Source organism: Mesorhizobium sp. WSM4848 (genome assembly GCF_055811375.1).
Genome location: NZ_JBVVPX010000034.1, coordinates 1 through 20153 on the forward strand (window position 1 = coordinate 1; position 20153 = coordinate 20153).

The following is a 20153-nucleotide window of genomic DNA, read 5'->3' on the forward strand; positions in this document are numbered from 1 at the left end:
CAGCATCGGCGGCAGCGCCACCGGCAGCATCGGTGGCAGCGGCAGCATTGACGGCAGCGGCAGCGTCAGCGGCAGCGTCGGAGGCAGCGGCAGCGTCGCGCGCTGACGACGGCGGGCAATAGCGGCAATGTTAACGCCGGATTCGGCAACGGTGGCGAAGGTCCTGCCGACGAGATCGAGATTGCCTGAGTCATGACCTGACCGCGATCAGCGCCGCGAACGCATCGCGGGCAGCCTGTCGACGCGGAGCCAGCCGTGCTTCGTGCTCAGCGGGCCAGCTTGCGGGGATGTAGCGGTTGATCGCCGCCTCGACCAACGCACGCGAACCACGCAGATCGCGAACCAGCACATTGGCCTCACCCTTTCGCCGACCTTGACTGGCGATGTAGTTCTGGACGTAGGGCTTGCGGTGATCGGGGTGACCCGGATCGCCGAGGTCCTTGCCGCTGCCAGTCTCCAAGTTCTCGATCCAAGGCAGGCCGAGGTCGGCCGATCTGCTCGCGTGTCAGACCGATGCGCTCGACGCGGTCGGCGACGGATCGAAGTCGACGCCCTTGACGGTACGGCGTCTGCTTGGCTGGTGTAGCAGGATCGGTCCAAGCGGACAGATAAGCTTGCGGGATGAAGTGCTGACTCTTATTTTTGAAACGCGCCAAGCTGATCCCTGCCCTGCATACCCCATGGACCGCCGATACTCGCAGGAACCGAGGCGAAATCAACGAATGGCGCCGCCCTATTTCGCGGACACTATGCGGACACGGTTTTGCGGACACAGAAAATGACCGCCTGACCTGCTGCATCTGGTTGATTTTATTGGGCTTTTTGGTGAGCGCGCAGGGATTCGAACCCTGGACCTACTGATTAAAAGTCAGTTGCTCTACCGGCTGAGCTACGCGCTCCCGCGGGCTCAGGATGCCGCCCTCGAAATTGCGCGGAACATAGGGAGAGTGTCTCGAACGGTCAACCGGAAAAAGAGGCCTCGCTAGCCGGACTTTTCGCCGCCTCCTGACGCCTCGCTAGCCGTCTCGACAAGATCGGGGTGGCTGTCTCGCACAAAAGCCGAAACCTATTACAAATCAGCAGCTTGCTATTTTTCGCGGAACAATTGCGCAACCTGCCCGTTTTGTGGGCACAAGGGACGACGCTTTCAAGGAGAAGACCATGAACAGGATCATGTCGGGCTTGTTGGCGACCGCTCTTTCAGCGTCATTCGCTGTAGCGCAGATCGTGCCCGTCAACGCCCAGCCCATCTACGTGCCGCTGGGTCAGAACATCTCGTCGGATGTCCAGACCGTTCAGTATGAACGGTGGGGGTGGAGGAAGCGGGATTTCTCCCGTCGCGATTTCCGCCGTGATTCTTCCCGTCGCGATTTTCGTCGTTTCGCTCGTGACGACGATTTCAGGTATTGGCGCGGCTATCGCGGCTATCGCTACTATCGTCCCGGCTATCGCCGTTACGGCGACTACTGGTTCCCGCTGGCTGCCTTCGCCACTGGCGCGCTGATCACCGGCGCGATCGTCAACAACCAGTACCGCCGCGTCTATCGCGGCGATGCCCACGTGCAGTGGTGCTACAACCGCTACAGATCTTACCGGACCTATGACAACACGTACCAGCCTTACTACGGCCCCCGCCGGCAGTGCATCTCGCCCTATTGATAACCCAGGGCAGAGCTGAACAAGAGTCGTTGAAGAGAAGAGCCTGCGCCGGCAACGGCGCAGGCTTTTTCTTTTCGGTGCGCGGATCTACAGCGTGCTCAGTGTCCGGCGCACAGCATGGCGCCAACCCGCCAGCTTTGCGGAACGGACCGATGCATCCATGTCCGGTCGAAACCGTCGCTCCAGCGCCCAGCTCCTGGCGAATTCCCTTGTCTTCGGCCAGGCGCCCGCCTTCGAGCCGGCCAACCATGCCGCGCCGAGCGCCGTCGTCTCCAGGATGGTCGGACGGTCGACCGGCGCATCGAGGATGTCCGCAAGCCGCTGCATCGTCCAGTCCGACGCCACCATGCCGCCATCGACCCTGAGAACGGTCTTCGCTGACGCGCCCTTCCAGTCCCTGCGCATAGCGTCGAGCAGGTCGCGCGTCTGGAACGCGACGGATTCGAGTGCGGCGCGGGCAAATTCCGCCGGGCCCGTGTTGCGGGTCAGCCCGAAGATGGCGCCGCGCGCCTCGGCGTCCCAGTGCGGCGCGCCAAGCCCGACGAAAGCCGGCACCAGATAGACTTCCTGGGTCGGGTCGGCGCCCGCCGCCAGCACGCCGCTCTGCTCGGCCTTGCCGATCACCTTGATGCCGTCGCGCAGCCATTGCACGGCAGCGCCGGCGATGAAGATCGACCCTTCCAGCGCATAGGTGGTCTTGCCGTTCAGCCTGTAGGCAATGGTCGTCAACAGACGGTTCTTCGAGCGCACCAGATCGCTGCCGGTGTTGAGCAGCGCGAAGCAGCCGGTGCCATAGGTGGATTTCATCATGCCCGGCTCGAAACAGGCCTGGCCGATGGCCGCTGCATGCTGATCACCGGCCACGCCGAGGATTTTTATCTCCGAGCCAAAGAGACTTTTCTCGGTGATTCCATAGTCGTCAGCGCAATCCTTCACCTGCGGCAGCATTTTTCGCGGTATGCCGAGAATGGCCAGCAGCTCGTCGTCCCAGGCATTGTTCTCGATGTTGTAGACCAGCGTGCGCGAGGCGTTGGTGGCATCGGTGGCGTGAACCTTGCCGCCGGTCAGCCGCCAGATCAGAAAGCTGTCGATGGTGCCGGCCAGCAATTCGCCCTTGTCGGCGCGTTTTCTGGCGCCCTTCACCTTTTCCAGCATCCAGGCGATCTTGGTGCCGGAGAAATAGGGATCGAGCAGCAGTCCGGTCTTTCTGGTGAACTTCTTCTCCAGCCCCTGCTTCTTCAATTTCTGGCACAGCGGCGCGGTACGGCGGTCCTGCCAGACGATCGCGTTATGGATCGGCGTGCCGGTCGCCCTGTCCCAGATGACGACGGTCTCGCGCTGGTTGGTGATGCCGATGGCCGCGACATCCGACGCATCGCGGCCGGCGCTCTTCAGCGCAGCCTTCGCCGTCGCCACGACGCTCGACCAGATTTCCTCCGGATCATGCTCGACCCAGCCGGAGGCCGGATAATGCTGGGTAAATTCCTTCTGCCCGCTGCCCACGACCTTCATTTCACCGTCGAACAGGATCGCCCGGCTCGATGTCGTCCCTTGGTCGATTGCTAGGATAAGGCCAGTCATTCTCACTCCCTCGGCGCAAACAGGGGAGACGGCAAGATGCCGCCTCCCCCGATTGGTGCGATGCGGGCGCGGACGCCCGGACCGATGCTCAGTTGCTCCAGCTCTTGACCAGCTCGTCGTAGTTGATGGTCTGCGGCTTGTCCTTCTCCGGCTCGATCTTCAGCTGCGGCGCGAGATTGCCCTTGGCGACGGCATCGGCGTTCCACTCCTCCAAGGTCTTTTCCTCGGCGAGTTTCGGTCCGATGTCGCCCTGCACCCCAGCGCGCTCCAGGCGCTCAAGCACCTCTTCCTGCTCGGCACAGAGCGAGTCCATCGCCTCCTGCGGAGTTTTGGCACCCGACGAGGCGTCGCCGATCGCCTGCCACCAAAGCTGTGCCAGCTTCGGATAGTCAGGGACGTTCGTACCCGTCGGCGACCACTGGATGCGGGCCGGCGAACGGTAGAACTCGATCAGGCCGCCGAGCTTCGGGGCGCGGTCCGTGAAGCTCTTGTGCTGGATCGTGCTCTCGCGGATCAGCGTCAGGCCGACATGGGCTTTCTTAACGTCGACTGTCTTCGAGGTGACGAACTGCGCGTAGAGCCAGGCTGCCTTGGCGCGGTCATCGGGCGTCGACTTGAGGAGCGTCCAGGAACCCACGTCCTGGTAGCCGAGCTTCATGCCGTCCTTCCAGTACACGCCATGCGGCGACGGAGCGAAGCGCCATTTCGGCGTACCGTCCGCGTTCACGACCGGCAGCCCGTCCTTGACGAAGGAGGCGGTGAAGGCAGTGTAGGTGAACATCTGCTGCGCGACCGTGCCCTGCGACGGGACGGGGCCGGATTCGCCGAACGTCATGCCCTGGGCTTCCGGCGGCGCATAGGCCTTCAGCCAATCCAGGTACTTCTGGATCGAATACACGGCAGCCGGGCCGTTGGTGTCGCCGCCGCGAGCCACGCACGAGCCGACGGGCCGCGACTTCTCGTCGACCTTGATGCCCCATTCGTCGACCGGAAGACCATTCGGCAGCCCCTTGTCGCCATTGCCGGCCATCGACAGCCAGGCATCGGTGAAGCGCCAGCCGAGCGACGGATCCTTCTTGCCGTAGTCCATGTGGCCATAGACCTTCTTGCCGTCGATCTCGCGGCCGGTGAAGAATTCGGCGATGTCCTCATAGGCCGACCAGTTGACCGGAACGCCAAGGTCGTAGCCGTACTTGGCCTTGAAATCGGCCTTGTTCTTCTCGTCGTTGAACCAGTCGTAGCGGAACCAGTAGAGGTTCGCGAACTGCTGGTCGGGCAGTTGATAAAGATCGCCGTCCGGAGCGGTCGTGAACTTGGTGCCGATGAAGTCGGCGAGGTCGAGGTTGGGGTTGGTGACATCCTTGCCCTCATTCGCCATCCACTTGGTCAGGCTGCGCACCTGCTGGTAGCGCCAGTGGGTGCCGATCAGGTCGGAGTCGTTGACGTAGGCGTCGTAGATGTTCTCACCCGACTGCATCTGGGTCTGCAGCTTTTCAATGACATCACCCTCGCCGATCTCGTCATGGGTGATCTTGATGCCGGTGATGGCCGTGAAGGCCGGGGCCAGTACCTTCGCTTCGTAGTCGTGAGTTGCAATCGGTTCGGAGACGACCTTGATATCCATGCCCGCGAAAGGCTTCGCGGCATCGATGAACCATTGCATCTCGGCTTCCTGGGCGCCGCGATCGAGCGTCGACAAGTCCTTGATTTCGGTATCGAGGAAGGTCTTGGCTTCATCCATCCCGGCGTAGGCCTGGCCTGCTCCCCAGAGCAGGACAAGCGCAGTCGTTGATGTCAAAAATTGCCGTCTCATGTGTTTCCTCCACTGTTTCAGTTTCAAGTGCGATCGAAGCAGCCGCCGGCACGCGGCCGCCCCAACAGTTTCCCCCTCTATACGTAGCGGAACACGCCGATGGCGTAGACCACGGAGAGAGCGAGAGCCCACCACAGGTTGGGTCCGCCAAGACCCAGCCAAGCGAGATGGATAAAGGCGCTGCCAAGCAGCGATAGGAAGAGACGGTCGCCGCGCGTCGTCTCGAAGCGCAAGACGCCGATGCGCGGATTGCCGCCCGGCGAGGCGTATTCCCAGACCGCCATGCCGCAGAGCAGCAGGAAGATGGTGCCGAAGAAGGCGGCGGTCGGCCAGGTCCAGGCCATCCAGGAGAAGCTCATGATCACACCCTCCCCAGGGCAAAGCCCTTGGCGATAGTGTTGCGCATGAACTCTTGCGTTCGTTTCATCACACCCTCCCCAGGGCAAAGCCCTTGGCGATATAGTTTCGCACGAACCAGATGACGAGCGCGCCCGGTATGATGGTGAGCACGCCGGCTGCGGCCAGCACGCCCCAGTCGAGGCCCGAGGCCGAAACCGTGCGCGTCATGATCGCAGCGATCGGTTTTGCGGCGGTCGTGGTCAGTGTCCGCGCGATCAGCAGTTCCACCCACGAGAACATGAAGCAGAAGAAGGCCGCGACGCCAACGCCGCTCGCGATCAGCGGCATGAATATCTTCAGGAAGAAGCGCGGGAAGGAATAGCCGTCGATATAGGCGGTCTCATCGATTTCCTTCGGCACGCCCGACATGAAGCCTTCAAGGATCCAGACCGCCAGCGGCACGTTGAACAGGCAATGCGCCAGCGCCACGGCGATGTGCGTGTCGATCAGGCCGAAAGCCGAATAGAGCTGGAAGAACGGCAGCGCGAACACCGCCGGCGGCGCCATTCGGTTGGTAAGCAGCCAGAAGAACAGGTGCTTGTCGCCGAGAAAACGGTAGCGCGAGAAGGCATAGGCTGCCGGAAGCGCCACGGCGACAGAAATCACCGTGTTCATAACCACATAGATGATCGAGTTGATGTAGCCCCTGTACCAGGACGGATCATTAAAAATGACCGCGTAATTGGCAAGCGTCGGGTTTCTCGGCCACAGCGAGAAGGCGCCGAGGATCTCCTGGTTGGTCTTGAAGCTCATATTGACCAGCCAGTAGATCGGCAGCATCAGGAAGATGATGTAGATCGTTGGCACCAGCCACCAGAACCGCGACTCCTCGCCCCGCCGCCGCATCTTGCGGGCCAGCGCGGCGTTCGCCGTCTGCGCTTCCGCTGTAGCGGGGGTTTGCGGCATGAGCGTTCGTTCGTTGGCCGTGGTATCCTCGAGGCGCGCCATCTCACCGCTCCGCATCGTAGGCTGTCATGACGGTGTAGAACACCCAGGACAGGAGCATGACAATCAGGAAATAGACGATCGACATGGCCGCCGCCTCACCGAGGTTGAACTCGCCGATGGCCAGCTTCACCAGATCGATCGACAGGAAAGTGGTGGTGTTGCCGGGGCCACCGCCGGTGACGACGAACGGCTCGGTGTAGATCATGAAACTGTCCATGAAGCGCAGCAGGACCGCGATCAGCAGCACACGGTTCATCTTCGGCAGCTGGATGTAGCGGAAGATCGCCCAGCGCGACGCCCCGTCGATCTTCGCCGCTTGGTAATAGGCGTCGGGGATCGAGACCAGCCCTGCGTAGCAGAGCAGGACGACGAGGCTCGTCCAGTGCCAGACATCCATCAGGATGACCGTGACCCAGGCGTCGATTGGATCGTTGACATAGTTGTAGTCGAAACCCAGCCCCGACAGGGTATGGCCCAGCAGGCCGATGTCAATGCGGCCGAACACCTGCCAGATCGTGCCGACGACGTTCCACGGGATGAGCAGCGGCAGCGCCATCAGCACCAGGCAGACCGGAACGCCCCAGCCCTTCTTCGGCATGTTGAGCGCAATGAAGATGCCGAGCGGAATCTCGATGGTGAGAATGATGGCCGAGAAGACCAGGTTGCGGCCCATTGCTTCCCAAAACCGGTCGGAATGCAGGATTTCCTCGAACCATTCCGAACCCGCCCAGAAGAAGACGTTGTTGCCGAAAGTGTCCTGAACCGAATAATTCACGACCGTCATCAGCGGGATAATCGCCGAGAAAGCCACCAGCAACAGCACCGGCAGCACCATGAACCAGGCCTTGTTGTTCCAGGTCCTTTCCATGCTTAGCCTCCCATTTCGACGCGCCAGGAATCGGCATAGATGTTGATGCCGGCCGGGTCGAAAGCGATCTTCGGATCGGCGGGAATGTCCTCGTCCTCGCCGATGATCGCCGCGATGTCGCGGCCTTCGAAACTGGCGCGCACCACCTTGTGGCGGCCGATATCCTCGACCTTCCGGATTGAAACCGGCATGCCGCTAGCGCCAAGCCTGATATATTCGGGACGGATGCCGAGTTCGATCGCACCGGTGATCCCGGCCTTGGGCGCGCCCGGCAATTCGATCGTCTGGCTGCCGAGCCGCGCGCTCCTGCGTTCGACCGCGACCGGCATGACGTTCATGCCCGGCGAGCCGATGAAATAGCCGACGAATGTATGCTTGGGACGCTCGAACAGTTCGGCTGGAGAGCCGATCTGCACGATCTCGCCCTCATACATGACGACGACGTTTTCGGCGAAGGTGAGCGCCTCGGTCTGGTCGTGCGTGACATAGACCATGGTGAAACCGAAGCGCCTGTGCAATTGCTTCAACTGCGAGCGCAGCACCCATTTCATATGCGGATCGATGACGGTCAGCGGCTCGTCGAACAGGATCGCATTGACATCGGAGCGCACCAGCCCGCGTCCAAGCGAGATCTTCTGCTTCTGGTCAGCGGTCAGCCCCCTCGCCTTTCGCTTGGCCATGTCGGCCAGACCGGTCATTTCCAGGGTTTCGCGCACCTTCCGGTCGACGTCGGGTTCCGAAACGCCGCGGTTGCGCAGCGGGAAGGCCAGGTTGTCGTAGACGGTCATGGTGTCGTAGATGACCGGGAACTGGAACACCTGAGCTATGTTGCGCTCCTGCGTCGACAGATTGGTCACGTCCTTGCCGTCGAACAGAAGCTCGCCGTGCGACGGATACAACAAGCCGGAAATTATGTTGAGCAGCGTGGTCTTGCCGCAGCCCGACGGCCCCAGCAGCGCATAGGCGCCGCCGTCCTCGAAGGCATGATGCACCTCCTTCAGCGCATAGTCCTTATCCGACTTCGGATGCGGCCCGTAGGCGTGGCGGATGTGATTGCAGTCGATGCGCGCCATGTGCCCTCCTCCTCCTCAAGCCGCCAGCATCTGTGGCGGCGTGGCCGAGCGGCCGTTCGCGTCGAACACCATGATGTGCCGCGGATCGATGAATACCTCGATGGTCTGGTCCGGCTCGAACACCAGAATGCCGTGCTCCAGCATGACCCAGCGGACATCGGCGAAATCGAGATGCACAAAACTTTCAGAACCGGTGATCTCGGTGACCGACACCTTGGCTTTCACCGGAACCGCTGACGGGCTCGGCCGGGCAAGGGAGAGATGGTGGGGCTGGAAGCCGATCGTATAACTCGTATCGGCAATACCGGCGAGTTCAGCCGGCACAGGGAGGCTCACCCCACCATCAAGAAGGAAGCTCGAACCGCTCTTCTTCAGCACGATCGTGTTGAGCGGCGGATCAGCGAAAGTCTTGGCCGTGACGAGGTCGTTCGGCCTGCGGAAGACGTCGATCGTCGGGCCGAACTGGGTGATGCGGCCTTCGGAAAGCGTCGCCGTGTTGCCGCCGAGCAGCAAGGCTTCGTGCGGCTCGGTCGTGGCGTAGACGAAGATGGTGCCGGTCGCCGCGAAGATCTTCGGCAATTCCGCGCGCAACTCCTCGCGCAGCTTGTAGTCGAGGTTGGCTAGCGGCTCGTCGAGCAGCACGAGGCTGGCGTTCTTGACGATGGCGCGGGCCAGCGCGGTGCGCTGCTGCTGGCCGCCGGAGAGGCTGAGCGGTGTGCGATCGAGAAAGGGCGTTAGCTTGAGAAGGGCTGCGGCATTGCGCACCTCCTTGTCGATCTTTGCCCGCTCGGCACCGGCCACCCTCAGCGGCGAAGCGATGTTTTCGTAAACGGTCATCGCCGGATAGTTGATGAACTGCTGGTAGACCATGGCGACGTTGCGCTTCTGCACCGGGATGCCGGTGACTTCCTTGCCATCGAACCAGACCGAGCCGGATGTCGGCACGTCAAGGCCGGCCATCAGCCGCATCAGGCTGGTCTTGCCGGAAAGCGTCGGCCCGAGAAGGACGTTGAGCGAGCCGTGCTGAAGCGTCAGCGACACGTCGCGTATATGCTCCGTCGCCCCGACCGTCTTCGTCACGTTTCTCAGTTCCAGCATGATGCCTCCTCCCAGGCTTTCTGCATGACTATTCGGCCGCCGCGACATGGCGCCGGCTTATCCCGCGCATGAATTCGTCGAGCGCTGCCGCCTGCTCGCGGCTCAGCTGCAGGCCGCGCTTGGTTCTGCGCCACAATACATCTTCGGCCGTCATCGCCCATTCATTTTGAACGAGGTAGCGCACCTCGGCCTCGTAGAGATCGGCGCCAAAGTTGCGGCCAAGGTCGGCATTCGACCTGGCGAGGCCCAGCAGCATCCTCGCGCGAGTCCCGTAAAGCCGGGTCAGGCGGCGCGCCAGGCGCGCGTCGAGGAACGGATAGGCCGTTTTCAGTTTCGCCACTTCGGCGTCGAAGCCGCTGGCCGGGAAATCGCCGCCCGGCAGCGGCGCGTTTGCCGTCCACGGCTTGCCGCGCTTGCCGAGAAAACCCTCGATTTTCTCGAGCATCGATTCCGACAGCCGGCGATAGGTGGTGATCTTGCCGCCGAAGGAGTTGACGATCGGCGCCGTGCCTTCGCCGCCGTCGGTCTTCAGCACATAATCGCGGGTCGCTTCCTGCGCCTTCGAGGCGCCGTCGTCATAAAGCGGGCGTACGGCGGAATAGGTCCAGACGATGTCCGAACGCTTGATCGGTTGCGCGAAATATTCGCTCGCCGCAGCACAGAGGTAATCGATTTCGGCGTCGCTGATCTTCACGTCGCGCGGATCGCCGGAAAAGTCCCGGTCGGTGGTGCCGATCAGCGTGAACTCTTCCTCGTAGGGGATGGCAAAGATGATGCGGCCATCCTTGTTCTGAAAGAAATAGGCGCGCGGATCGTCGAATTTCTTGCTGATGACGATATGGCTGCCCTGTACCAGCCGGACATTGTGCACGTCGTTCAAGCCGACCGTAGCCGACAGCACGTGGTCGACCCATGGGCCGGCGGCGTTGACCAAAAGCCGCGCCTTGACCTCCTCGGTGTCGCCGGTCTGCGTGTTTTCCAGCCTGACCGTCCAGAGTTCGCCTTCACGGCGTGCGCCGACGACTTTCGTGCGGGTTCGTATCGTTGCGCCGCGATCGGCGGCGTCGCGGGCGTTCAACGCCACCAGCCGCGCATCGTTGACCCAGCCGTCGGAATATTCGAAGGCCTTGTGAAACAACGGCTTTAGCGGCTTGCCGGCTGGGTCGTTTGCCATATCCAGCGTCTTGGTCGCCGGCAGCAATTTGCGCCCGCCAATGTGGTCGTAAAGGAAAAGCCCGAGCCTGATCAGCCAGGCTGGGCGCAGGCCCTTGGCATAGGGCAGCACGAAGCGCATCGGCCAGATGATGTGCGGCGCGTTCTTCCAGAGGATTTCGCGCTCCATCAGCGCTTCGCGCACCAGGCGGAATTCGTAGAACTCCAGATAGCGCAAGCCGCCATGGATCAGTTTGGTCGAGCCCGAGGACGTGCCGCTGGCCAGATCATTCATCTCGGCAAGAAACACCGAGAAGCCGCGCCCAACCGCATCGCGGGCAATGCCGCAGCCGTTGATACCGCCACCGATGACGAAGATGTCATGGATCGGGGATGCGCTCACAAAAAGTCCTCCCGGATTTCGCATTGCAGCATATTTAGGTTTTTACGAAACCGTGTCGGGATTATTTCGAAATAGGAACGAATGTCAAACGAAATATAAACAGCAGGAGTTGCCGCAACGGCACCATCTAGGAGAGCGAGGTTTCGATCAGTTGAACCTCTGCTTCCTGGCAGATCTTGCGCACCGACGGGATGTCGCAGCGGTCGGTGATGAAAGTGTTGACCTGCGACAGGTGGCCGATGCGAACCGGCGCCGTCCGCTCGAACTTGGTCTGGTCGGAAACCAGGATGACATGCCGGGCATTGGCGATGATCGCCTGCGCCACCTTCACCTCGCGAAAATCGAAATCGAGCAACGCACCGTCATGGTCGATCGCCGAGGCGCCGATCACCGCGTAGTCGACTTTGAACTGCCTGATGAAATCGACCGCCGCCTCGCCGACCACACCGCCGTCGGAACCACGCACGACGCCGCCGGCAATAACAACTTCGATGGAAGGATATATGCGCATCCTGTTGGCAACATTGATATTATTGGTGATGACCATCAGGCCGGCATGATCGAGAAGCGCCTTGCTGACCGACTCCGTCGTGGTGCCGATATTGATGAACAGCGAGGCGTTGTCCGGGATCAGCCTGGCTGCGGCGCGGCCGATCGCCTCCTTCTCGTCGGCGGCGATCTTGCGCCTCGCCTCATATTCCATGTTCTCGATGCCGGACGGGAACAGCGCCCCGCCATGGATACGGGAAAGCAGGCGCTGGTCGCACAGATCGTTGAGGTCCTTGCGGATGGTCTGCGGCGTCACGTTGAAATGCGTTGCCAGATCGTCGACCAGCACGCGGCCATTGTCCTTGGCCATCTGGATGATTTCGGAATGACGCGGCGACAGATACATTGGTGACCCCCCGTTTTCGTTTTTCTTGTCTATAGCGGAAAACGAAAGCAATGAAAAGGTATGAGCCGGCTAACGAAATTGCATGCGTCCAAAGACAAACCTCGACGCAACTTTGCGGACCAATTTCAGGCCAGCCCGCGGGCGATTTCGGTGATGACCTCGAAAGCGGTGTCGACATCCGCCGCCGTCGTCTCGAACTGGCCGACCTGAAAACGGATCGCGACCTGCCCGTCCACCCGTGTCTGCGTCAGGTAGATGCGGCCATCGTCATTGATCGCGTTGACTAGCCGCAGGTTGTGTTGGTCCGAATTTGTGCCGGCCACCAAATGCCGGAACGAGAACAGCGACAGCATCGGCTCCGAGACGATCTCGAAATCCGGTTCCCTGGCCAGCCGCTCGGCCAGCCCTTCGCTCCAGGCGACATGGTTGCGGATCATGGTCCGCAGATTTTCCAGCCCGTGGGCGCGCAGCAGAAACCACAGTTTCAGTGCGCGAAAGCGCCGCCCGAGTGGCACTGACCATTCGGAATAGTCGATGATGCCGTCGCGCCCATGCGTCTCCAGGAATTCGGGCTTGATGGCCAGCGTGCGAACGAGATCCTCCGGCTGGCGGATGAACTGAACCGAGCAATCGAACTGCGCACCCAACCATTTGTGCGGATTGAAGACGATGGAATCCGCGTGCTCGGCGCCGGCCCAGAAATGGCGAAACTCGGGGCAGATCATCGCTGATCCGGCCCATGCGGCATCGACATGCAGATGGAGCCCATGGCGCTTGGCCACCGCGGCAACGCCGGCAACGTCATCCGTGCCACCGGTGCTGGTGCCGCCCACGCTGGCGATGATGCCAGCCGGCAGCATGCCATTTTCGCGATCGGCGACGATTGCTGCTTCTAGGGCGATGACATCCATGGCGCGGAAGCGGCCGGCAACAGGAATGCGCACGAGATTATCCTCGCCGACGCCCGACACCCAGATCGCCCGGTCGATGGAGGTGTGGACCTGATCGGAAGAATAGACGCGCAAGATCGGCTGGCCTTGCAGGCCCTTCTTGTTGCCCTGCCAGTCGAGCGCGCGCTCGCGCATGGTCAGCACGGCGGCGAGCGTCGCCGACGATGCCGAATCCTGCATAACGCCGGAAAACCCTTCCGGCAGGCCAAGCGCCTGACGCATCCAGTCGACGACGCGCGTCTCGAGTTCGGTCGCTGCCGGCGAAGTCTGCCAGAGCATGCATTGCGCGGCCATCGCCGAGACCAGATATTCGGCCACCACCGAGACCGGTGCGGCATTGGCCGGGAAATAGGCGAAGAAGCGCGGATGCTGCCAATGCGTCATGCCGGGCAGGATTTTTCGCTCGAAATCGGCGAAGATTGCCTGCATCGTTTCGCCATGTTCCGGCGGCGAGACGTCGATGCTTTTAAAGATTTCGCCCGGCTCGACGAGCGGCCGCACCGGTCTTTCGCGAAGTGTGCTCCTGTAGTCGGCGCCCCATTCGGCCGCGCGCAGCGACCATTCCCGGAATTCGTTGCTATTCATCTTGCTCTCCGTCGCATCGGGTCCAGCGATCAAAGAGCACGAAAAACGGAGGCTTTCACTCGGGAAAGTCAGGCAAGCTCGCAAAAGCAGCCTTCAGCGCGTTCGACCAGCCGTCCGAGATCGTCCGATAATATTGGTCTTCCTGGGCTATCCGCTTCTTCAGGCTGACCTTGAAGGCGTCCTTTTCGTAGAACAGCAGGTCGAGCGGCAGACCGACCGACAGGTTCGATTTCAGCGTCGAGTCGAACGACACCAGCAGCAGTTTCACCGTCTCGGCGAAACTCATCGCCTTTTCATAGGCGCGGATGATGATCGGCTTGCCGTATTTGGTCTCGCCGATCTGGAAGAACGGCGTGTCTTCGGTCGATTCGATGAAATTACCTTCCGGATAGATCATGAACAGCCGCGGCGCGCTGCCCTTGATCTGGCCGCCGAGGATGAAGGAGGCATTGAAATAGGAATCGGCCTTTTCGCCCGCCGGCGACGAACTGGCGATGACTTCCTTGACGGTGTCGCCGACCAGCCGCACCGTCTGGTACATCGACGGCGTTTCAAGCAGCGTGGCGTGGCGATCGGCCACCGCCTTGGTGCGTTCGTCGAGCAGGCTGACGACAGCTTGCGTCGTCGCCAGATTGCCGGCCGACATCAGCACGATGACGCGCTCGCCTGGCTCCTCCCAGACGTGCATCTTCTTGAAGGTCGAGATCGAATCCATGCCGGCATTGGTGCGTGTGTCCGACATGAACACGAGCCCACGATCGATCTTCAGGCCGACGCAATAGGTCATCGAATCTCTTTGGCAGCAAATCTTGCCGGGAATTACTGCTCCACGGTGACGGTGACCGCAAGCTGTTCTTCCGCTTGTCCCAGCCGAATTCCCGATACGGGCGTGGCGTCGCGGTAATCACGGCCGGTTGCCACCTTCACATAGCGTTCGTCGGGAGAAATCCCGTTGGCGACGTCGAACGCGACCCAGCCAAGGCCTGCAACATGCGCTTCGGCCCAGGCATGGCTCGCCGCCTGCTCGACCGCCGCATCCATCATCAAATAGCCGCTGACGTAGCGGGCCGGAAACCCCATGGCCCGCGCGACGGCGGCAAAGATGTGGCTGTGGTCCTGGCAGACGCCCGTCTTGAGCGCCAGCGCGTCCTCGGCCGGGGTCGCCGCATTGGTGGTGCCCGGCGTATAGGCGACGCGCTCGCCGATCAGGGCCATCAGCCGGTGCAACCTTTCGATATCGGCGCCCTCGCCGACCGAGGCCGCGAGTTCGCGAATGCCGCCGCCGATCGTGGTCAACGGCGTTTCCTGGCCAAACAGCCAGAGCGGCGCGAAACCCTGATGTGGCCCGGAGACGCCTGATGTGTCGCGTGTCACCACCTCGCCCGATGCCTCGACGGTGATGAAATCACGGTCGCCTTCGACGCTCAACAGCCGCGTGTCGTTGCCGAAATGGTCGGTGAAGCGCACTTCTTCGCGCGCCCCTTCGATCTTCAGCGCCCAGGACAAGACGGTCTGCGTCGGTCCGCTGACTGGTAGCAGCCGCAGCCGCTGCAACAGATAGTGCACCGGCGCATCGTAGCGATATTCGGTCCGGTGAGTGATCTTCAGCCGCATTGCTCTCGTCCCCTGAGCATGATCTTTTCCGGAAACCGGCTTCCACTTTCCGGGATCATGCTCGTCCCCTGAGCATGACCTTTTCCGGAAACCGGCTTCCACTTTCCGGGATCATGCTCAATTAAACCTGTAGTCTTGCGCGATCTCGTCGCCGAGCCTGGTGTTGTCGCGGATGAAATTGGCGAGGAATTCATGCAGGCCGGCGTCGAATATGTCCTTGATCGAGCCGGCGGCCAGCATCGCCTGGGTCTTGCCGGCTGTCACATGACAGGCATGGCGCTCACCATAATCGTCGCCCAGGAATTTCAGGTGCTCCGTCAGGAAACGGTAGCAGAAGGTCAGCGAGCGCGGCATGCGAACGTTGAGGATCAGATAGTCGGCAATGTTGGTCGGCTTATAGTCGGCCTCGTAGACCCAGCGATAGGAGCGATGCGCCGAAACCGAGCGCAGGATCGATTCCCACTGGTAGTTGTCGAGCGTGGAGCCGACCCACGAGATCGACGGCAACAGCACGTAGTATTTCACGTCCAGGATGCGCGCCGTGTTGTCGGCGCGTTCCACATAGGTGCCGAGCTGCGAGAAATCAAAAATCTCGTTGCGCAGCATGGTGCCGTAGAACGAGCCGCGGATCAGCGCCGTTTCGCGCTTGATCGCGTCGAGCACGCTGGGCAAATCACGTTCGTCGATCGGCTTGGCCAGGATGCGCTTCAGCGACATCCAGGCCTCGTTGATGCTTTCCCAGGTTTCGCGCGTCAGCGCGGTGCGCACCATGCGGGCATTGTTACGGGCCGTTTCGATCGACGCCATCGTGCTCGACGGGTTGGATGTGTCGCGCAGCAGAAAATCGGCAACGTTGGCGGCGGTATACTCGGAATATTTCTGCGTGAAGGCAGCGTCCGAACCGGCACTGAGCAGCACCGAATTCCACTCTTCGGAGGCGTTCTGGGTGCGGGTCAGCGCCATGCGCAGCCCGGCATCGACCAGCCGCGCCATGTTTTCCGCCCGCTCGATGTAGCGGTTCATCCAGTAGAGCCCGTTGGCGGTGCGGCCGAGAAGCATCTCAATCTGCCTCGATCTCGAGCGAATAGCGAATAGCGAATAGCGAATAGGGGAAAAAAGACTTCATGACTTTTGTTGCAGACTCCTGATCATCGAACGCAACATCTTCCCGATCTCCTCGGTTTGGTTAAGCAACCGACCACCCTCTTTCTCAACCACCAAGCCCACTCTCCCGGACAAGATCAGGTGCATTTCCAATTCTTTAAGAGAACCTTGAGCGATGCGCAGAAATTGAATGAAGGCTCCCGTATTTTCTCGTCCGTGACCCTCCGCGATGTTAGCTGCGATTGACGCCGCCGAGCGCCTTATCTGAGAGGTTATTCCGTATGCTTCCTTGCTCGGGAACCCTGTCGTTACAGAATAGCAATCTACCGCCAATTCGATGGCTGCCTTCCAAACAATCAGGTCCCTGTAAGAATTAATCGCCGTCGCACACCCCCTATTCGCTACTCGCTATTCCCTACTCGCTACTTCCCACTCTAATCGTCCAGCACCCAAGTATCCTTCGTTCCGCCGCCCTGGGACGAATTGACCACCAGCGAGCCTTCCTTCAGCGCCACACGCGTCAGCCCGCCCGGCACGATCTGGATGCGATCAGATACCAGCACGTAGGGCCTGAGATCGACATGGCGCGGCGCCAGCCCCTTGTCGGTCAGGATCGGACAGGTCGACAATGCCAGCGTCGGCTGGGCGATGTAATTCGACGGTTTTGCCGCGAGTTTTTTGGAAAAATCCTCGCATTCCTTCTTGGTCGCCGCCGGCCCGACCAGCATGCCGTAGCCGCCGGAGCCATGCACCTCCTTCACCACCAGCTCGTCGATGTGTTCGAGCACGTATTTCAGGCTGTCCGGCTCCGAGCAGCGCCAGGTCGGGATGTTGCCGAGGATCGCTTTGCGACCGGTGTAGAACTCGACGATCTCGGGCATGTAGGAATAGATCGCCTTGTCGTCGGCGATGCCGGTTCCCGGCGCATTGGCGATGGTGATGTTGCCGGCGCGGTAGACATCCATGATGCCCGGCACACCCAGTGCCGAGTCCGGGCGGAAGGTCAGCGGATCGAGGAAGGAATCGTCCACCCTTCGATAAAGCACGTCGATCTGCTTGTAGCCTTCGGTCGTGCGCATCGCGACGTGGCCATCGACGACGCGCAGATCCTGCCCCTCGACAAGCTGCACGCCCATCTGGTCGGCAAGGAAGGCATGTTCGAAATAGGCGGAGTTGAAGCTGCCCGGCGTCAGCACGGCAATGGTCGGCGCGCCTCTGGTGCCTTGCGGCCGCACTGCCGCCAGCGACTGGCGCAAGAGCTGCGGATAGTTTTCCACCGGCCGCACCTTGATCTGCTGGAACAGCTCGGGAAAGAGCTGCATCATCGTCTCGCGGTTCTCCAGCATGTAGGAGACGCCGGACGGCGTGCGAGCATTGTCCTCCAGCACATAGAACTCGTTCTCGCTGATGCGAACGATATCGACGCCGATGATATGGGTGTAGACGCCGGCCGGCGGCCGCACTCCGATCATCTCCGGCAGGAACGCCTCATTCTTGGCGATCAATTCCTTGGGGACGCGACCGGCGCGCAAAATCTCCTGGCGGTGGTAGATATCGTCGAGAAAGGCGTTCAGCGCCTGGACGCGCTGCTCGATGCCTTGCGTCAGCCGTCGCCATTCATTGCCGGAAATGATGCGCGGAACGATGTCGAAGGGAATAAGGCGCTCGGAGGCTTCCTGCTCGCCATAGACGGCAAAGGTGATGCCGGTCTTGCGAAAGACGCGTTCGGCATCGTGCATCTTTTCGCTAAGCCTGGCCGGATCCTGCTCCTTCAGCCAGCGATCGTAAGCCGAATACGGTTTTCTCAATCCGGAGACTTCCGGAAGCATTTCGTCGAACGCTGCCAATCGCATACTCCCCTGTCAGGCCATTTCACTGGCGTCACGCGAGAAAATCAAGCGCAATCGGCGATTTGGAGGATGTTGGCGATCAGTATGTCGCGACCTGCCTAAAATTAGGGCAGCGCCGATATGGCTGGGTCAGGCTTTGCCTTGTGCCCGGGCAGGTGGCAGGCGCCGCTCAGAACGCGCGGAAGGTGACGACCGTAAACGTGTCCTTGATGCCGGGAAGAATCTGCACCTTCTCGTTGACGAAGTGGCCGATGTCTTCCTCGTCGTCGACGTAGAATTTGGCGAGCAGATCGTAGTCGCCGGCTGTCGAGTATATCTCCGAGGCGATCTCGGCATCGGCCAACGCGCCGGCAACGTCATAGGACTTGCCCAGATCGCACTTTATCTGCACGAAAAATGCCTTCATTGCCCGGTTCCTGCTCAGCTTTCACGCATAGGCGGCCCTTGTGGCAGACTGCCGCCCGGCTTTCAAGCAAGCTTAACTGGAGCCGAACGGCGAATCTTCGCTGGTGCTGAAACCGTGAAGCGCCGCCGGAAGTCAAGGCAGCCCAGGCAACCATCGACAAATGAGCTGAAGCCCTTCATCGCCGATGACGGTGCCGCCGCCTACAGCTTCGCCCCCCGAACGTGAAGCGCATCTTTCCGACCATCGACAGCTTCATGAACATAATGCCAAGATCTGCCATTTGCACTGCGCTCGATTTCAGTCATCGGCAGACGACACCGGTAGTTAGAAAGTATTGGCGGGTCGTTGATACGGCCGACAAAAGGTTTGGAGGCATTTGCCCTCGGTGGTGGCTTCGTTCCTTTCCCTAAATTAGCTCTTCGCGGTATGCTGCCGCATTTCTAGGGTTAGCGGGGTGCCGTTTGCCCTCTGATGCGATTATCATTTTGGCGGCGGGGGGCGGGAAGGCGTGAGAGGGATTCTTGATGCGGTCGTGATAGGCGCTGGCTCGGCCGGGCTTGGCGTCAGCTATTTCCTGCAACAACGTGGCTGCGCGCACCATATTCTCGAGCGAGGCCGAATAGGAGAGACGTGGCGAACGCAGCGCTGGGACTCCTTCCGGCTGAACTCGACAAATATACGCAGCATACTACCCGGCGATTCCTACGACGGGCTGGACCCTTGGGGCGCGATAACGCACGACGGATTCGTCGCCTATCTGGAAGGCTATGTTGACCGGCACCGATTGCCGGTGCGCACCGGAATGGCGGTTGAGCAGCTGAATCGAGAAGACGGAGCCTACCGAGTCACGACTGATCGCGAGACGCTTCTGGCTCGTACGATCGTGATTGCAACCGGCAACCAGAGCCGCCAGATCCGACCGCCTTGGTCGTCCGACTTGCCGACGGCAGTTCGCCAGGTCGATTCCTCTGCCTATCGCAACCCGGCCGAGCTCGCTGACGGCGCCGTGCTGGTGGTCGGGAGTGGCCAGTCGGGCGGCCAGATTGCCGAGGATCTGGTGCATGCCGGACGTCGGGTGTTTCTGGCGACGAGCCGCACCGGGCGCCTGGTACGCCGCTATCGCGGCGGCGACTCGTTCAACTGGCTCACTGTATCCGGCTTTGCCGACGTCCCGCGCCGGGACCTCATCGTGGAAAGCGGCAGGCTGCCGAGGCGTCCACTGCTCGGGGCAACCCACACGATCAGCCTGCAATCGCTGAGCACGCAAGGGGTGGTGCTGCTCGGCCGTTTCGGGGGCGTTGTGAACGGCAACCTCACCTTCGGCGACGAGGTCGGCGACCACATGCGCTTCGCAGACCAGGCCTCGGCGGACGCGAAGCGGGTGATCGACGAGTACATCGAGCGCGCCGGACTCGATGCGCCGGCGGCTGAGGATGATCCAGCCGAAACGGTTGCGCCACGTTTGGCTGATCCGCCGATCCGCTCCATCGAGTTGGCCGCAAGCGGCATTTCATCGGTAATCTGGTGCACCGGCTTCTCGGGCGACTTCTCATGGGTGAAGCTTCCCGGCGCCCTCAATGCGGCGGGCCAGCCCGTACACGAGGATGGTATCGGCACCCTTCCAGGACTCTATTTCGCCGGCCTCGATTTTGCGTCAACGCGGAAGTCAGGCACCATACCAGCCGTTGCCAAGGAGGCGTGCCAGATGGTGGACCACATCGTCAAAAGATGAGTGGGCCCACTGGCAAGAACGCC

General features: G+C 61.2%; 19 protein-coding genes and 1 tRNA gene. 2 read left to right on the plus strand and 18 right to left on the minus strand.

Going from position 1 to position 20153, the window contains the following annotated elements; genetic code table 11:
- Positions 1 to 190: 190 nt before the first annotated feature.
- The gene (locus AC0L16_RS25680; protein WP_473624065.1) at positions 191 to 460 is read right to left on the minus strand and encodes a hypothetical protein; all 270 of its coding nucleotides are present in this window, start codon (positions 458 to 460) and stop codon (positions 191 to 193) included.
- Between the two features lie 363 nt (positions 461 to 823).
- Positions 824 to 899, minus strand: a tRNA-Lys gene (locus tag AC0L16_RS25685).
- A gap of 262 nt (positions 900 to 1161) precedes the next feature.
- Here AC0L16_RS25685 and AC0L16_RS25690 point away from each other — a divergent pair.
- Positions 1162 to 1659 carry a BA14K family protein gene (locus AC0L16_RS25690; protein ID WP_473624066.1) on the plus strand — a complete coding sequence of 166 codons (498 nt, stop codon included), beginning with the start codon at positions 1162 to 1164 and terminating at the stop codon, positions 1657 to 1659.
- An 87-nt stretch (positions 1660 to 1746) separates the two neighbouring features.
- Here AC0L16_RS25690 and glpK read toward each other — a convergent pair whose 3' ends face one another.
- From glpK to AC0L16_RS25770, 16 genes are all read right to left on the minus strand, one after another.
- The gene (gene glpK / locus AC0L16_RS25695) at positions 1747 to 3240 is read right to left on the minus strand and encodes a glycerol kinase GlpK (RefSeq protein WP_473624068.1); all 1494 of its coding nucleotides are present in this window, start codon (positions 3238 to 3240) and stop codon (positions 1747 to 1749) included.
- An 88-nt stretch (positions 3241 to 3328) separates the two neighbouring features.
- Positions 3329 to 5053 carry an ABC transporter substrate-binding protein gene (locus AC0L16_RS25700; RefSeq protein WP_473624070.1) on the minus strand — a complete coding sequence of 575 codons (1725 nt, stop codon included), beginning with the start codon at positions 5051 to 5053 and terminating at the stop codon, positions 3329 to 3331.
- 77 nt (positions 5054 to 5130) lie between these two features.
- Positions 5131 to 5412: a DUF2160 domain-containing protein gene (locus AC0L16_RS25705; protein ID WP_473624071.1), complete on the minus strand. Its 282-nt coding sequence runs from the start codon at positions 5410 to 5412 to the stop codon at positions 5131 to 5133.
- A gap of 67 nt (positions 5413 to 5479) precedes the next feature.
- Positions 5480 to 6358, minus strand: coding sequence for a carbohydrate ABC transporter permease (locus tag AC0L16_RS25710; RefSeq protein ID WP_473624145.1), 879 nt, complete (start codon positions 6356 to 6358; stop codon positions 5480 to 5482).
- 43 nt (positions 6359 to 6401) lie between these two features.
- Entirely contained in the window at positions 6402 to 7268 is an 867-nt protein-coding gene (locus AC0L16_RS25715; protein ID WP_473624073.1) for a carbohydrate ABC transporter permease, read from the minus strand.
- A gap of 2 nt (positions 7269 to 7270) precedes the next feature.
- Positions 7271 to 8341 carry an ABC transporter ATP-binding protein gene (locus AC0L16_RS25720; RefSeq protein ID WP_473624074.1) on the minus strand — a complete coding sequence of 357 codons (1071 nt, stop codon included), beginning with the start codon at positions 8339 to 8341 and terminating at the stop codon, positions 7271 to 7273.
- A gap of 15 nt (positions 8342 to 8356) precedes the next feature.
- Positions 8357 to 9439, minus strand: a complete 1083-nt coding sequence (locus AC0L16_RS25725; protein WP_473624075.1) for an ABC transporter ATP-binding protein — start codon at positions 9437 to 9439, stop codon at positions 8357 to 8359.
- Between the two features lie 28 nt (positions 9440 to 9467).
- Positions 9468 to 10994: a glycerol-3-phosphate dehydrogenase gene (glpD, locus tag AC0L16_RS25730; protein WP_473624077.1), complete on the minus strand. Its 1527-nt coding sequence runs from the start codon at positions 10992 to 10994 to the stop codon at positions 9468 to 9470.
- 127 nt (positions 10995 to 11121) lie between these two features.
- The gene (locus AC0L16_RS25735) at positions 11122 to 11889 is read right to left on the minus strand and encodes a DeoR/GlpR family DNA-binding transcription regulator (RefSeq protein WP_077384040.1); all 768 of its coding nucleotides are present in this window, start codon (positions 11887 to 11889) and stop codon (positions 11122 to 11124) included.
- A gap of 125 nt (positions 11890 to 12014) precedes the next feature.
- Positions 12015 to 13424, minus strand: a complete 1410-nt coding sequence (locus AC0L16_RS25740) for a pyridoxal phosphate-dependent decarboxylase family protein (RefSeq protein ID WP_473624078.1) — start codon at positions 13422 to 13424, stop codon at positions 12015 to 12017.
- A 55-nt stretch (positions 13425 to 13479) separates the two neighbouring features.
- Positions 13480 to 14211 (minus strand): proteasome-type protease, encoded by a 732-nt coding sequence (locus AC0L16_RS25745; protein ID WP_473624080.1) that lies wholly within the window; start codon positions 14209 to 14211, stop codon positions 13480 to 13482.
- A 32-nt stretch (positions 14212 to 14243) separates the two neighbouring features.
- The gene (locus AC0L16_RS25750) at positions 14244 to 15038 is read right to left on the minus strand and encodes a transglutaminase family protein (RefSeq protein WP_473624081.1); all 795 of its coding nucleotides are present in this window, start codon (positions 15036 to 15038) and stop codon (positions 14244 to 14246) included.
- Between the two features lie 117 nt (positions 15039 to 15155).
- Positions 15156 to 16097: an alpha-E domain-containing protein gene (locus AC0L16_RS25755; protein ID WP_473624082.1), complete on the minus strand. Its 942-nt coding sequence runs from the start codon at positions 16095 to 16097 to the stop codon at positions 15156 to 15158.
- A gap of 63 nt (positions 16098 to 16160) precedes the next feature.
- Positions 16161 to 16520, minus strand: a complete 360-nt coding sequence (locus AC0L16_RS25760; RefSeq protein ID WP_473624146.1) for a four helix bundle protein — start codon at positions 16518 to 16520, stop codon at positions 16161 to 16163.
- A gap of 56 nt (positions 16521 to 16576) precedes the next feature.
- On the minus strand, positions 16577 to 17989 hold the full coding sequence (locus AC0L16_RS25765) for a circularly permuted type 2 ATP-grasp protein (RefSeq protein WP_473624083.1): 1413 nt from the start codon (positions 17987 to 17989) through the stop codon (positions 16577 to 16579).
- A 172-nt stretch (positions 17990 to 18161) separates the two neighbouring features.
- Positions 18162 to 18398: an Lrp/AsnC ligand binding domain-containing protein gene (locus AC0L16_RS25770; protein WP_095492825.1), complete on the minus strand. Its 237-nt coding sequence runs from the start codon at positions 18396 to 18398 to the stop codon at positions 18162 to 18164.
- 532 nt (positions 18399 to 18930) lie between these two features.
- On the opposite strand from AC0L16_RS25770, the gene AC0L16_RS25775 reads away from it, so the two are divergent.
- Positions 18931 to 20130, plus strand: a complete 1200-nt coding sequence (locus tag AC0L16_RS25775; protein WP_473624148.1) for a flavin-containing monooxygenase — start codon at positions 18931 to 18933, stop codon at positions 20128 to 20130.
- Positions 20131 to 20153 lie beyond the last annotated feature (23 nt).